At 64.4% G+C, this 14,270-nt stretch carries 13 protein-coding genes and 1 pseudogene; 10 read left to right on the plus strand and 4 right to left on the minus strand.

The features are described from left to right. Positions 1-78 precede the first annotated feature (78 nt). Positions 79-1,464, plus strand: a complete 1,386-nt coding sequence (nirK, locus tag ACFO0J_RS14070) for a copper-containing nitrite reductase (RefSeq protein ID WP_376813725.1) — start codon at positions 79-81, stop codon at positions 1,462-1,464. Here nirK and ACFO0J_RS14075 read toward each other — a convergent pair. Beyond that, entirely contained in the window at positions 1,413-3,692 is a 2,280-nt protein-coding gene (locus tag ACFO0J_RS14075; RefSeq protein ID WP_376813726.1) for a putative bifunctional diguanylate cyclase/phosphodiesterase, read from the minus strand. The two genes, nirK and ACFO0J_RS14075, sit on opposite strands and share 52 nt — an antisense overlap. Positions 3,693-4,098: 406 nt before the next feature. Here ACFO0J_RS14075 and doeA point away from each other — a divergent pair, with 406 nt between their 5' ends. Genes doeA through ACFO0J_RS14090 form a run of 3 tightly spaced genes read left to right on the plus strand, consistent with a single transcriptional unit; the run spans position 4,099 to position 6,859 of the window. Beyond that, positions 4,099-5,319, plus strand: a complete 1,221-nt coding sequence (doeA, locus tag ACFO0J_RS14080) for an ectoine hydrolase DoeA (RefSeq protein WP_376813727.1) — start codon at positions 4,099-4,101, stop codon at positions 5,317-5,319. An 18-nt stretch (positions 5,320-5,337) separates the two neighbouring features. Next, positions 5,338-6,366, plus strand: a complete 1,029-nt coding sequence (doeB, locus tag ACFO0J_RS14085; protein WP_376813728.1) for a N(2)-acetyl-L-2,4-diaminobutanoate deacetylase DoeB — start codon at positions 5,338-5,340, stop codon at positions 6,364-6,366. A 4-nt stretch (positions 6,367-6,370) separates the two neighbouring features. Then, a complete protein-coding gene (locus ACFO0J_RS14090; protein ID WP_376813729.1) occupies positions 6,371-6,859 on the plus strand; it encodes an Lrp/AsnC family transcriptional regulator in 489 nt (162 codons plus the stop codon). Here the strand turns inward: ACFO0J_RS14090 and ACFO0J_RS14095 are convergent, their stop codons facing one another. Beyond that, positions 6,860-7,900 carry a threonine aldolase family protein gene (locus ACFO0J_RS14095; RefSeq protein WP_376813730.1) on the minus strand — a complete coding sequence of 347 codons (1,041 nt, stop codon included), beginning with the start codon at positions 7,898-7,900 and terminating at the stop codon, positions 6,860-6,862. A 51-nt stretch (positions 7,901-7,951) separates the two neighbouring features. Further along, entirely contained in the window at positions 7,952-9,334 is a 1,383-nt protein-coding gene (locus ACFO0J_RS14100; protein WP_376813731.1) for an aminotransferase, read from the minus strand. A 27-nt stretch (positions 9,335-9,361) separates the two neighbouring features. Here ACFO0J_RS14100 and ACFO0J_RS14105 point away from each other — a divergent pair, with 27 nt between their 5' ends. The 6 genes and pseudogenes from ACFO0J_RS14105 (at position 9,362) to thpD (ending at position 13,375) form a co-directional block, all read left to right on the plus strand. Then, positions 9,362-9,610 (plus strand): hypothetical protein, encoded by a 249-nt coding sequence (locus ACFO0J_RS14105; protein WP_376813732.1) that lies wholly within the window; start codon positions 9,362-9,364, stop codon positions 9,608-9,610. Positions 9,611-9,625: 15 nt separating this feature from the next. After that, on the plus strand, positions 9,626-10,162 hold the full coding sequence (locus ACFO0J_RS14110) for a MarR family winged helix-turn-helix transcriptional regulator (protein ID WP_376813733.1): 537 nt from the start codon (positions 9,626-9,628) through the stop codon (positions 10,160-10,162). Beyond that, a pseudogene (ectA, locus tag ACFO0J_RS14115) lies at positions 10,162-10,656 on the plus strand (diaminobutyrate acetyltransferase); the annotation flags it as partial. The gene ACFO0J_RS14110 and the pseudogene ectA, both read left to right, overlap by 1 nt. Positions 10,657-10,731: 75 nt before the next feature. Next, complete coding sequence (gene ectB / locus ACFO0J_RS14120) at positions 10,732-12,036, plus strand: diaminobutyrate--2-oxoglutarate transaminase (protein ID WP_376814159.1); 1,305 nt, start codon at positions 10,732-10,734, stop codon at positions 12,034-12,036. Next, positions 12,036-12,440 carry an ectoine synthase gene (locus ACFO0J_RS14125; RefSeq protein WP_376813734.1) on the plus strand — a complete coding sequence of 135 codons (405 nt, stop codon included), beginning with the start codon at positions 12,036-12,038 and terminating at the stop codon, positions 12,438-12,440. The genes ectB and ACFO0J_RS14125 overlap by 1 nt, the downstream gene beginning before the upstream one ends. Positions 12,441-12,472: 32 nt before the next feature. Further along, positions 12,473-13,375 carry an ectoine hydroxylase gene (gene thpD, locus ACFO0J_RS14130; RefSeq protein ID WP_376813735.1) on the plus strand — a complete coding sequence of 301 codons (903 nt, stop codon included), beginning with the start codon at positions 12,473-12,475 and terminating at the stop codon, positions 13,373-13,375. Between the two features lie 44 nt (positions 13,376-13,419). Here thpD and ehuA read toward each other — a convergent pair whose 3' ends face one another. Then, a complete protein-coding gene (ehuA, locus tag ACFO0J_RS14135; RefSeq protein ID WP_376813736.1) occupies positions 13,420-14,238 on the minus strand; it encodes an ectoine/hydroxyectoine ABC transporter ATP-binding protein EhuA in 819 nt (272 codons plus the stop codon). Between the last annotated feature and the right edge of the window lie 32 nt (positions 14,239-14,270).

Below are 14,270 nucleotides of genomic sequence, written 5' to 3' on the forward strand. Positions count from 1 at the left end.
ATCAACCTACATTATTTAACTGAAAAATATTTTGCCGTCAAAAAAGCAGGGGAAATCATGAGGTTCTTCGGACGACTGTTGAGTGGGATTGTAATGTGCGCGGCCAGCCTTGGCCTGGCCGGCCCGACCTGGGCCGCCGATCATGCCGCTCATGGCGGCAGCCAATCGGTGACTTACAAGCCGGACGTGACCTTCACGCTGCGCACGTCGATCTCCGGCGGCAAGCTGGTGTTCATCGGCGAGCGCGGTGCGATCGCCGATCAGGTCAACCCGGACCTCAAGGTGCCCGAAGGGGCGGTGGTGCAGCTCAATCTGATCAATGATGACGGCGCCACCCACGATATCGCGGTGCCGGACTTCAACGCTCATTCGGACCAGATCTCGGGCAAGAACGCGGCCACGGCCATCGTGTTCCGCGCAGCCAAGAACGGCACCTTCGAATACCTGTGCACCTTGCCGGGCCACAAGGCGGCGGGGATGGTCGGCAAGATCATCGTCGGCGAGCCGTCCCAGGAGGCCAAGGTCGAGGCGCCGCAGATCGCGCACGATCCCGCCATCGTCGGCACGCCGGTGGGCAAGCGCGCGCCGCAGAAGGTCACGGTGGACCTGCTGACCACAGAGGTCGAAGGCCGCCTGGGCGACAACAGCACCTACCGCTTCTGGACCTTCAACAACAAGGTGCCGGGGCCGTTCATCCGGGTGCGGGTCGGCGACTCGGTCACGGTCAACGTGACCAATGCCAAGGACAGCACGCACATCCACTCCGTGGACTTCCATGCGGTCACCGGGCCGGGCGGCGGCGCTGCCGTCACCCAGGTGCCGCCGGGCCAGACCAAGTCTTTCTCGTTCAAGGCGCTGCAGCCCGGTCTGTTCGTCTACCACTGCGCCACGCCGATGGTGGCCCAGCACATCACCAACGGCATGTACGGCATGATCCTGGTCGAGCCCGAAGGCGGCCTGCCCAAGGTGGATCGCGAGTTCTACGTCATGCAGGGCGAGCTCTACACCGCCCAGGCGCACGGCGGCAGCGGCCTGCAGGAATTCTCGCTGGAAAAACTGCTGGCGGAAAACCCCGAGCACATGATGTTCAATGGCTCGATGGATGCGCTGACCAAGGTCTACAACATGGAATCCCAGGTCGGGGATACGGTGCGGATCTTCTTTGGCGTCGGCGGTCCGAACCTGACCTCCAGCTTCCACGTCATCGGCGAGATCTTTGACCGCGTGTACGACCAGGCCTCATTGACCAGCAAGCCCCTGACCGACGTGCAGACCACGCTGGTGCCCCCGGGCGGGGCCACGATGGTGGAATTCAAGACCGAGTATCCGGGCCGCTACCTGCTGGTGGACCACGCCCTGTCGCGGATGGAAAAAGGCCTGGCCGGCTTCCTGACGGTCAAGGGCAAGGCGGATCACACGATCTTCCACAGCGACGAGCCGGTCGATCCGAACTCCGGGCATTGATCCGGCTTGTCGGCGGTGGGCAGGAGCGTGCCGCCTGACTGCATCGTTTTCAGCAGTTCGGCGCAGCGGTCCGGGTCGACGGGGCGGGAATACCAGTACCCCTGGCCATAGTCGCAGCCGACTGCGCGCAGCAGTTCGTGTTGCGCTTGCGATTCGATGCCTTCGGCGATCACTTGCATGCCCAGGTGGTGGGCCATGGTGATGATGGCCTGGCACAAGGCCAGGTCTTCGGAGTCCGGGGCCAGGTGCCGGATGAAGCTCTGGTCGATCTTGATGTAATCGATGTCGAAGCTCTTGAGGTACGACACGGAGGAATATCCGGTCCCGAAATCATCCAGCGCCATCTTGAGGCCGGCCTCCTGGAAGGCCTGCCGCCGGATCCTGGTCTGGTCGTCGATTTCCATGAGCAGCCGCTCGGTGATTTCCAGCGTGATGGCGCTGCCCGGCAATCCCAGTTCGCGCAGCGTGTCCATCCAGGCCTGGGGGCGCAGCCCGTCGGACTTGAACTGGACGGGAGACACGTTCACGCTGATGTCGATCGTGGTGCCCAGGGTGTCGCGCCAGGCGGCGAGTTGCCGCGCCGCCTGGTGGAAGACGTGGTCGCCGAGGGCGACGATCAGGCCGGTGTCTTCTGCCAGGGGGATGAATTCCCCCGGGCTGATCAGGCCGCGTTCCGGGTGATGCCAGCGCACCAGGGCCTCGGTCTTGTGCACGCGCCCCGACTGCATGTCCACGATCGGCTGGTATTGCAGGGCGAATTGCCCGGTTTCCAGGGCCGACTGCAGATCCTTGAGCAGATCGAGCCGTTTCTGTGCGCTGTCCCGCAGGGGAGCCGTGAACCGGCGGTATTGATTGCGGCCGCTGTGCTTGGCCTGGTACATGGCCAGGTCGGCATAATGCAGCAGGGTGTCGGCATCCGTCGCGTCGTCGGGGTAGAGGGCCACGCCGATGCTGCATGAAATATGCACCCTGCCGGCAGCAAGCGTGTAGGGCTGCGACAGCGACCGGATGATCTTGTCGCAGATCAGGTCGATGTCTTCCTGCCGCCTGATGTCCTGGATCAGGGCGGTGAACTCGTCACCGCCCAGGCGCGCGACCTTGTCGGATTCGCGCAGGCAGTTGTTCAGGCGCCGGGCGACCTGGCGCAGGACTTCGTCGCCGATTTCGTGGCCGAAGGTGTCGTTGACTTCTTTGAACAGGTCCAGGTCCAGGAAAATCAGGGCGAAGGTCTGGTCAGACTGCTGTGCGCGCTTGATGCCGTTCTGCAGCGCTTCGAAGAAACGCTGGCGATTGGGCAGTTGGGTCAGGTAGTCGAAATGCGCCTTGCGCCAGATCAGCGCTTCTTTTTGCCTTTTTTCAGTGACGTCGAAGAACTGGCCGATGCGGCCGTTGACGCTGCCGTCGTCGTTGAAGGTGGTATTGATCGTCAGGTATTCGATGAACTGCTCGCCGGATTTCCGGCGATTGACGATGTCGCCTTTCCATTGGCCGGTGGTTTGCAGGCTGTGCCACATGGCCTGATAGAACGTGACGGGGTGCGCTCCGGAGCTGACGACATTCATGCGATTGCCGACGACCTCGGATTCCTCGTAGCCGGTGATGCGGGTAAAGGCGGGGTTGGTGTCCTGAACATAGCCATCGGCATCGGTCACGACCATGGCTTCGCTGGTGTGGTGGTAGACGAGGGCCGCGCGCTGCAGGGTCACCTGGGTCCGTTTCAGTGAGTCCCGGTCGGCCTCGAGTTCCCGGAGCAGTTGTTCGGTGCGGATGGCGGATTGGTTCAGCGCGAGCGCCAGCGCGCCCAGTTCGTCGTTGGCAAAGCCGTGCGCGCGGATGGCGTAATTGCCGTCGGCCAGCGCGGCGCCCAGACGTCCCAGGGCTTGAGTGGGACGCAGGACGCCGCGCAGGACGATCACTCCGGCCATCACCAGCAGCAGGATGTCGATCGTGAACAGGCCGTAGACCACGTGCAGGGCGTGGCGCTGCGTGAAGCCGGCCTGTTCGATCACGCTGTGAAGCAGGATGTCCTGCAGCAGGGATTGGACGACGAGCAGATTGCCGACGGCCAGCAGGCCGGCCAGGACGAACCCGAGGATGGACTTGCGCCATAGCGTATGCAGCCCGAGCGTCTCGACCCAGTGCCGCCTGGGTTCCGCCGGGGGGAGCGCGCCGCCGGTTTTTGACAGCGAGAGGGGCGTTTTGCCGGCTTCAGGCCGGTGGTCAGGCATGATGCGGTTCCAGTGTGTGATCGGAATGCTGCGATAGGTGAAATGTATCTTTTTATGAATGCCCGTTTGTTGAATATTGAAATTTTGATGATTTCGGTCAATTTTTTGAGGCGCCGCTGTCGGAATCCGAGGGCTCATCTGATGTTTTTCAGCCAATGAGAGCCGGCCGGCACGCAGGGGCGGACTGTGTGTTTTTTCTGAAAACACCCGGGCCGGCTTTGTGTTTTTTTCGACTTTCAAGCCCTTGATAAAAAAGCGAAAAAAGGTGCTAGGATGTGCGCACAGGCTGGCGGAAAACCGCATTGTCCATTGCTGCTGCCGCGCAGGCTTCGGCCGCTGAACGGTTCCCGTGCCGGCTCAGGGGCTTCGCGCAAACGGCTGCGTGGCGACCGTGATGGAGACAGGCATGCAGGCACACGCGTTGGTGTTGGACGACGTCAAGGCAGACTCCGTCCGTCTGCCGTTCGACCGCGAGGAATACGCGCAGCGGCTGCAGCGCACCCGCCAGGCCATGGATGCTCGGGGCATCGACCTGCTGATCGTGACCGATCCCAGCAATATGAACTGGCTGACCGGTTATGACGGATGGTCGTTCTATACCCATCAATGCCTGCTGGTCAGCCTGGATCAGGATCCGATCTGGTTCGGACGTGAAATGGACGGCAACGGCGCCCGTCGCACCGTCTACATGTCCGACGATCATATCGTCGGCTACCCCGATATCTACGTGCAGGCCGTCGATCTGCATCCGATGGATTATCTGTGCGCCGAACTCATCGCGGCGCGTCCGGCCTGGCAGGGCCGGATCGGCGTGGAAATGGACAACTACTATTTCAGCGCGGCCGCCTACGCGGCGCTGCAGCGCAACCTGCCCCAGACGGCCTGGGTGGACGCCACGGGCCTGGTGAATTGGCAGCGGGCCATCAAATCGCCGCGCGAAATCGAATACATGCGGGTCGCCGCCCGCATCGTCGAGCGCATGCACGCACACATCTTCGACATCATCCAGCCCGGCATGCGCAAGAACTACCTGGCCGCCCAGATCTACATGGCCGGTCTCGAAGGGGCCGACGGCTTCGGCGGCGACTATCCCGCCATCGTGCCCATGGTGCCCACGGGCAAGGACGCGACGGCGCCCCACCTGACCTGGACGGACGATCCGATCCCGTCGGACTCGGTGACGTTCTTCGAGATCGCGGGCTGCTACAAGCGCTACCACTGTCCGCAATCGCGCACGGTGTATCTGGGGCGCCCCCCGGAAGACCTGCTGCGGGCCGAACGGGTCGTCGTCGACGGCATCGCCGCCGCGCTCGACAAGGCGCGCCCGGGCAATACCTGCGAAGACGTGGCGCACGCCTTTCTCAACGTCCTGAATCGCGGCGGATTCAATAAAGCCAGCCGCTGCGGCTATTCGATCGGGGCCAGCTATCCCCCCGACTGGGGCGAGCGCACCATGAGTTTCCGCGCAGGCGACCGGTCGGTGCTGATGCCCGGCATGACCTTTCATTTCATGCCCGCGCTGTGGGAAAAGGATTGGGGGCTGGAAATCACCGAGGCGATCCTGATCACCTCCGACGGGGCGGAGCCTTTGTGCCGGACGCCGCGCAAGCTGTTCGTCAAAGACTAGCGTCCTGCCTGGCTGATCATGCGCGATTCGCTCATCACTCCGACCGTGGATTTCACCCGGGAGGGCGTCCAGCATGGCTTTCTCAGCCTGCCGCATTCGAGCGACGCATCGGCCTGGGGGGCGATCCGGATTCCGCTGACGGTGGTCCGGCGCGGCCACGGCCCGACGGTGCTGCTGACGGGCGGCAATCACGGGGATGAGTACGAAGGTCCGGTGGCGCTGTCCAAGCTGGCCGGATCCCTGCAGGCCGAACAGGTGACGGGGTGCGTGATCATCATCCCGTTCCTGAACTATCCGGCCTTCACGGCGGGGCGGCGCACTTCGCCGATCGACGCCGGCAATCTGAACCGTCTGTTTCCGGGCAACCCGGCGGGGACGGTCACGGAAAAGATCGCCGATTACGTCGAACGCTATTTGCTGCCCATGGCCGATTTCGTCCTGGACATCCATTCGGGCGGCAAGACGCTGGATTTCCTGCCCTTCGCCGCGATCCATCTGCTCGACGACCCGCGCCAGCAGGCGGCGTGCGAGGCCGCCATGCTGGCATTTGGGGCGCCGTATGCCATGAAGATCCTGGAGCTCGACAGCGTGGGCATGCTGGACACGGCGGCCGAATCCCTGGGCAAGGTGTTCGTGTCCACCGAATTGGGCGGCGGCGGCAGTTCGACGGCGGCCAGCGTGGCGATCGCCGACCGGGGCGTACAGCGCTTTCTGATGCATGCGGGCGTGTGCGGCGGCCGGCCCGGGCCCTTGCCGCCGTCCGTCCTGCTGGAGATGCCCGGCGCAGCCTGCTATACGACCTGCGAGGCCGATGGTCTGCTGGAAATGACGCGCGATCTGGGGCAGGCCGTCAAGCAGGGGGACGTCATCGCACGCGTCTATGATGGGACGCGCACCGGCGGGGCGGTCCAGGCCTATCGGGCCGGACTGGACGGGGTCCTGGCCGCCCGTCATTTTCCCGGACTGGTCAAGAGCGGCGACACGATCGCCGTGGTCGCCTGCGAGGTCCCCCAGGGTATCGGCCCGCGCCTCAATCCGGTAAAGTGAATGGATGATTAAACTGGATCGCTATGACTTGTTGATCTTGAAAACCCTGGCTGATCACGGGCGCATCACGAAGTCTGAACTGGCCCGGATCGTCTGCCTGTCGGTGTCGCCCACCTGGGAACGCGTCAGGCGCCTGGAAAGCGTCGGCCTGATTTCCGCCTATCGGGCCGTCATCGACTGGAACAAGGCCTTTCCGGGGTGCCAGGTGATCGTGCAGATCAGCCTGGACCGCCACACCGCCTACGACATGCAGCGCTTCGAGCGCCGCGTCACCGAGCTGCCGGAAATCACGCAGTGCTACGCCACGGGCGGCGGGGTGGATTATTTCATGCACGTGCGGGCGCGCGACATCGACCACTATCAGCGCTTCATCGACGCGCTGCTCGAAGAAAACATCGGCATCGACCGGTATTTCACCTATATCGTGACCAAGATGATCAAGACAAAGGCCGCTCTGCCGGCCGAGGTGTCGGAGATGACGGCCGCCCGCTGATCACGCCGCCAGCGCGCCGGCCGCGTCGGCGAAGGCGTCGATGCTGGCTTCGGTGGTGTCGAACGAGGTCACGAAGCGCAGTTCCGAGGTGTCCGGCAGCCACAGATTGCAGCGCGACAGGCGCTGCAGCGGCGCCACCCAGTCCGGCGGCACGCGGGCGAAGACCATGTTGATCTGCGTGGGCGCGCTCAGTTCCATGCCGGGGATGGCGGCCAGGCGCGCGGCCAGGCGCGCGGCCATCCGATTGGCGTGGCGCGCGTTGTGCAGCCAGAGATCATCCTCGAAATAAGCCAGATACTGGGCCGCCAGGAAGCGGTGCTTCGAGGCCAATTGCATGCCCTGCTTGCGGAGGGCGGGCATCCGGCCGGCCAGTTCGGCATCGAAGACGATGACTGCCTCGGCCATCATCAGGCCGTTCTTGGTGCCGCCGAACGACACGACGTCGATCCCGGCGTCGCGCGTCAGCGCCCGCAAGGGCGCGCCCAGGGCCGCCGCCGCGTTGGCCAGGCGCGCGCCGTCCAGGTGGACCTTCAGCCCCCGGTCGTGGGCCAGCCGCGTGAGCGCGCGCAGTTCGTCCAGCGAGTACAGCGTGCCGTATTCGGTGCCTTGCGACAGCGACAGGACCTTGGCCCGGTTGCGGTGATAGGGGTCCTGTTGAAAAGCCAGGGCCCGCTCCAGGGCGTCCGGCGTGACCTTGCCCTCGAGGGCGGGCAGCCCGATGAGCTTGCAGCCGATGGCGTGTTCGGGCGCCGAGCATTCGTCCACGAACAGGTGGGCGATGTCCGAGCAGAAGACGGCGTCGATCGACTGCGTCACGGCCTGCAGGGCCAGCACGTTGCAGGCCGTGCCCGTGGCGACCATGAAAATCGAGGCGTCGTCGCCGAAATGCGCCTGGAACGCCTGCTCGGCCTGCCGGGTGTGCTCGTCCGAGCCGTAGCCGGGCGCGTGGGCCGCATTGACTGCTTGCAGCCGGCGCAGGACGGCCGGATGGACGCCCGAGGCGTTGTCGCTGGCGAGCAGAAAGGGGGGGCTTGTCGTCATGGCCGGGCTTCGGAGGGTGAAAGGGATCGGGTGAATCTTATCGGGTGAATCTTATAGGACCTCGTCGGCGACCGCGTCGACGGCCTCCCGGGTGATGCGCACGATTTCATCGACATCCTCGCGGGTGGTCACCAGCGGCGGTGCGAAACCCAGCACGTCGTATCCCGGCATGGCGCGCGCGATCAGGTGGCGCGACATGCATGCGGCGGCCACCTTCGCGCCCACCTTGAGCGCCGGATCGAAGGGCGTGCGCGCCTGGCCGTCGGCCATGAACTCCAGGGCGGCCAGCATGCCCGCACCGCGCACTTCGCCGACCATGGGGTGGCGGTCGAATTCGGCGTGCAGGCGCTGGTTGAGATACGCGCCGACGGCCGCCGCATTGGCCGGGATGCGTTCGGCTTCGAGGATATTCAGGTTGGCGATCGCGGCCGCCGCGCACAGAGGATGGCCCGAATAGGTCCAGCCGTGGCCCATGGCGCCTTCCTTGCGGGAACCCTCGGCGATCACGTTCCAGACCCGCTCGCCGACGATGACGCCGGACAGGGGCGCATAGGCGCTGGTCAGGCCCTTGGCGATCGTGATCAGGTCGGGCTGGATGCCGTATTTCTGCGAGCCCATCTGGGTGCCCAGCCGGCCGAAGCCGCAGACGACCTCGTCGGCGATGAGCAGGATGTCGTATTGGGCGAGCACGGCCTGGATGGCGTCCCAGTAGCCGGCCGGCGGCGGGACGATGCCCCCGGTGCCCAGCACCGGCTCGCCGATGAAGGCGGCCACCGTGTCCGGGCCTTCGGCCAGGATGAGCGCCTCGAGCTGTTCGGCGCAGTAGGCCGAGAAGGCCGCCTCGTCCATGCCGTCGGGCGCTTCGCGGTACCAGTGGGGCCGGGTCGTGTGCTTCATGCGGTCCAGCGGCAGATCGAAGTGCGCGTGGAACGAGGGCAGGCCCGTCAGGCTGCCTGCGGCGATGCTGGAGCCGTGGTAGCCGCCCCGGCGGGAGATGAGTTTCTTTTTGTGCGGGCGGCCCAGGATGTTGTTGTAGTACCAGACGATCTTGACCTGGGTTTCGTTGGCGTCGGATCCCGACAGGCCGTAATAGACCTTTTTCATGCCTGCCGGCGCCCAGTCGATGATGCGCGCGGACAGTTCGGCGATGGCGTCGGTCGTGTGGCCGACGTAGGTGTGGTAGTAGGCGAGGCGCTTAGCCTGCTCATACAGGGCTTCGGCCACTTCGGTGCGGCCGTAGCCGATGTTGACGCAGTACAGGCCGGCGAAGCCGTCGATGAAGGTTTCGTTGCGGTGATCCCGGATGCGGATGCCCTGGGCGCCGGTGATGATGCGCCCCGGCAGCGCGCCCGTCTCGTGGTCGTGGGCGTGCGTCGAGGGATGCATGAAATAGCGACGGTCGATGTCCAGCAGTTCTTCGGTCGTTTTCGTCATGGGAGGGCTCCTTGAAAAGCATCCGTGATGAGTCTGCCGGGCGCGTGTCGATCGCCGGGGGCCGTTTTTGCCTTGGGGCGGCCCGGCAGCAAAAAAATTGTAAAGGCGCGGGCGTGCGCGTTTGTTCGCTTCGAGCGCCGCGATCAGCGGTTTTTATCTGTAATTTCCAGGGTTTGCAGAATTTTGCGATGCCTGTCCGGTGTGCCGCGCCGCAGGATTCTGTTGTTGACTGAAATTGTTGATGGGCTTATTATTTCAACAGAAATCAATTTTTGAGGACATCGATTCATCATGAATACCGTCACGGACAAACAGCAGGCCTACGATCTGCGCATCTTGCGGGCATTGCGCAAGATCACGCGCGCCGTCGCGCTGCACTCGCGCCAGTTGTCCGTCTGCAGCCACATCACGGGCCCGCAGCTCGTCTGCCTGCGCACGATCATCGAAAAGGGACCGATGACCGCCACTGTCATCAGCCGCGAGGTCCACGTCAGCGCCAGCACGGTGGTCGGCATCCTCGACCGGCTGGAGGACAAAGGCCTGATCGTCCGCGAACGCGGGCGGGCCGACCGCCGCATCGTGTTCGTCAGCGCGACCGAAGCCGGCCGCAAGCTGGTCCGCGATACGCCGTCGCCGCTGCAGCAGAAGCTGGCGGATTCGCTCAAGGCGCTGCCGGAACTCGAGCAGGCCACCATCACCCTGTCGCTGGAACGTGTCGTCGATCTGATCGAGGCCGATCCCGAATTGCCGTCGACGACCGATACGCCTTCCCCGATGCTGGACGTCTCGGTCACGGGGGTGGCGCCCGAGTCCGGGCTCGTGGTTTGATGGACGGGGCCGACACACTGGAGCGCGTGCGGTTTCGTTTTCGAACGCCGTCCCGGTCGGATGGCCAGGCGCTGCATGCCTTGGTGTCCGAATGTCCGCCGCTGGATGTGAACTCCGTCTACCTCTACCTGCTGTTGACGGAGCATTTTTCCCGGACCTGCATCGTGGCCGAGGATGAGCAGGGGCTGGCGGGCATGGTGACCGCCTACCGCCCGCCCGACCGAGCAGATGTCTTGTTCGTCTGGCAGGTCGCCGTCCATCCGCGCACACGCGGCCAGGGCGTCGGCCGGCGGATGCTGCGCCTGTTGCTGGCGCGGCCGGAATTACAGGGGGTGCGCTGGGTGGAAACCACCGTCGGCCCCCGGAATCATGCGTCCCGAGGGCTGTTCACGCGGCTGGCGGACGATGTACGGGCCCCCTTGAAAGAATCGGTGCTGTTCGAGCCGGCTCTGTTTGGAGCTCAGGCGCACGAAGCGGAACCGCTGCTGCGTATCGGCCCGTTTTCCTTGTCGGCAGTGAGTCAAGTTGCTGTCGTCCACTCGAACGTCAACAAGGAGGAAACCATGGCAATGGATTTGAAAATTTTCGAACAGATGGAGTCCGAGGTCAGGGGCTACGTCCGGTCATTTCCAGTGATCTTCGCCAAGGCGCGCGGATCGGAACTGTTCGATGAGGCGGGGCGGTCGTATATCGATTTCTTCAGTGGCGCGGGCACCCTGAATTACGGCCACAACAATCCGATCCTGCAGGAACGCATGGTCGAGTACCTGGCGTCGGACGGCGTGGTGCACGGCCTGGACATGGCGACCAGCGCGAAGAAGCATTTCCTGCAGACGCTGGATCGCCTGGTGCTCAAGCCGCGCGGGCTGGACTACAAGGTGCAGTTCACGGGGCCGACCGGCACCAATGCGGTCGAGGCCGCCCTGAAACTGGCGCGCCAGGTCAAGGGCCGCCAGAACGTCATTTCCTTTACCCACGGGTTTCACGGGGTCTCGGGCGGTTCGCTGGCTGTGACCTCCAACCAGAAATTCCGCAAGGCCGCCGGGGTGGCGCTGGGCAACACCAGCTTCATGCCCTTCGACGGCTATTTCGGTCCGGATGTCGATACCATGGCCTGGCTGGAACGCATGCTGGACGACCCCAGCAGCGGGCTGGATCATCCTGCCGCCGTGATCGTCGAGACGGTGCAGGGCGAGGGTGGCGTGAATGTCGCTTCGCTGCGCTGGCTGCGCGAACTGGAGCGTCTGTGCCGCCGCCACGACATGCTGCTGATCGTGGACGACATCCAGGTGGGCTGCGGGCGGACGCGGGATTTCTTCAGTTTTGAGGCCGCAGGCATTTCGCCCGATATCGTGACCTTGTCCAAGTCCCTGTCCGGCTCGGGGCTGCCCATGTCCCTGGTGCTGTTCCGGCGCGAGCTGGACGTCTGGGAACCGGGCGCGCACAGCGGCACGTTCCGGGGCAACAACCTGGCCTTCGTCACGGCCGCGCAGGCGCTCGAGTCCTATTGGGCGGACGACGTGCTGTCCAAAGAGGTGGAGGCCAAGGAAGCGCTGGTGCGCGACTGGCTGGAAAACCTGGCGCATAGCTGCCGCCATGCCGGCCTGACCGTGCGCGGCCGCGGCCTGATCCAGGGGCTGGTCACGCCGGTGGGCGATGACCTAGCCAACCAGATCGCCCGGCGCGCCTTCCAGGAAGGCCTGGTGGTGGAAACCTCCGGCGCGCGCGATGAAGTCCTGAAGATCCTGCCCGCGCTGACGATTCCGCGCGAACAACTGACCCGGGGGCTCGAAATCATCGAACGCTGCACCAATGAGGTCCTGGCCAGTCTGGGCCGCCGGCCGCAGGTGCTCAAAGTCGCGGGGGGCAACTGATGATCGTACGCAATGTCAAAGACGTGATCGGCACCGATCAGGAAATCGTCACGGAAAACTGGACCAGTCGCCGCGTGCTGCTGTCCAAGGACGGGATGGGGTTTTCCTTTCATGAAACGGTGATCCTGCCGGGGACGGAAACGCACATCCATTATCAGAACCACCTGGAAGCCGTGTGGTGCATCGAGGGGGACGGCGAGATCGAAACCATCGTCGACGGCCGCCGGTTCGCGCTCGTGCCGGGGGTGGTCTACGCCCTGGATCAGCATGACGAGCACTGGCTGCGCGGCGGACGTGAACCCTTGCGGGTGATTTGCGTCTTCAATCCGCCGCTCACCGGGCGCGAGGTGCACGACGCCTCGGGCGTCTACCCGCTGGAACTGTGTGAGACGGGCCATGCCTGACCGCACTGCATGAAAGTAGGGAAGGTTTTGAAATGAAAGATTTTTATGTCTCCAGAACGGGGCGCGACGCGGCATTGATTGCGCGCAGCGATCCCGTGGTGTATGACGAGGGCCGCTATGCCGACGCACTGGACGCGGCGCAATTGCAGGCCTATGAGCGTGACGGCTTCCTGGTCCTGACCGGTGTCTTCGACGCCGACGAGGTCGAGGCCTTGCGCCGGGAGGCGCAGGCGCTGGAACACGATCCGGCGGTGCGCGAGGGCGAGGAAGTCATCCGCGAGCCGGGCGGCACGGCGCTGCGTTCAATTTTCCGGGTGCACGAACTGGGCCGTCGGCTGGCCGATCTGCCGCGCGATCCCCGGCTGCTGGACGTGGCGCGCCAGATCCTGGGCTCCGAGGCCTACATCCACCAGTCGCGGATCAATATGAAGCCCGCGCTCGACGGCAAAGAGTTCTACTGGCATTCGGATTTCGAGACCTGGCACGTGGAGGACGGCATGCCGGCCATGCGCGCCCTGAGCTGCTCGGTGCTGTTGACGGACAATACCGCCTTCAATGGGCCGCTGACGCTGATCTCGGGGTCGCACCGCCAGTTCGTGGCCTGCGTGGGCGAGACGCCCGAGGAAAACTACAAGACCTCGCTGCGACGCCAGGAAATCGGGGTGCCGGACCCGGTCAGCCTGCGCCTGCTGGCCGAACAGGGCGGGCTGCATGCCGTCACGGCGCCCGCCGGGTCGGTGGTGTTCTTCGATTGCAACACGCTGCATAGTTCGGGCGGCAATCTGTCGCCCTGGCCGCGCAGCAACGTCTTCATGGTCTACAACAGCGTGGAAAACCGCCTGGTGGCGCCGTTCCACGGCATGTCGCCCCGGCCGGAATACATTGCTTCGCGCCAGGCCGACGCCGTGCTGGAGCCGCTGGCCCAGCCCGCCTGAGTCTTAAGGAACCTCTGAATCCGCTCGACTTGTTCAGAGGTTCCTCAGGGCTGCGCCGGGACGACGTTTTTCAGGAATTCCCGGGTGCGTTCGACCTTGGGTTCGGTGAAGATTTCCTCCGGCGGGCCTTGCTCGACGATGACCCCCTTGTCGAAGAAGCAGACCCGGTCGGAGAACTGTCGGGCGAACTCCATTTCGTGGGTGACCAGCAGCATGGTCAGGTCGTGCTCCTCGGACAGTCGCTTGATGACGGTGAGGACCTCGCCGACCAGTTCCGGGTCCAGGGCCGAGGTCGGCTCGTCGAACAGCATGATGCTGGGGTGCATGGCCAGGGCCCGGGCGATGGCCACGCGCTGCTGCTGTCCGCCGGACAGCTGGCTGGGGAATTTCTCCGCGTGTTCGGTCATGCCGACCAGTTCGAGGTATTTCCGGGCGCGGCGGGTGGCCTTGTCCTTGCTCAGCCCCAGGACGTGGATGGGCGATTCGGTGATGTTGCGCAGCACCGTCATGTGGGGGAACAGATTGAACTGTTGGAACACCATGCCCATCTGCTTGCGCATGGCGCGCAGGTGCGCCTCTCCGGCGGGCACGGGCTGGCCGTTCTGGATCTCGTGCCACAGGGGCTGTCCGCCGACGTAGATCATGCCTTCGTTGATGGTCTCCAGGGTCATGAGGATGCGCAGCACCGTGGACTTGCCCGATCCCGAAGGGCCGATGATGGTGACTTTTTCGCCCTTGGCGACCTGGAAGTCCAGGTGATCGAGCACGGTGGCCTCGCCGAAGCGCTTGACCACCTGGTCCATCGTGATGATGGGCGAGGCCGGGTCGGTGGCGGGGGGATGGATCGTATCAGTGTCGTTCATGTTCGGATCGCTGTGGGTTCGTTCATGTTCGG

The organism is Castellaniella hirudinis (genome assembly GCF_042651965.1).
GTDB classification, from domain to species: Bacteria; Pseudomonadota; Gammaproteobacteria; order Burkholderiales; family Burkholderiaceae_B; genus Castellaniella; species Castellaniella hirudinis.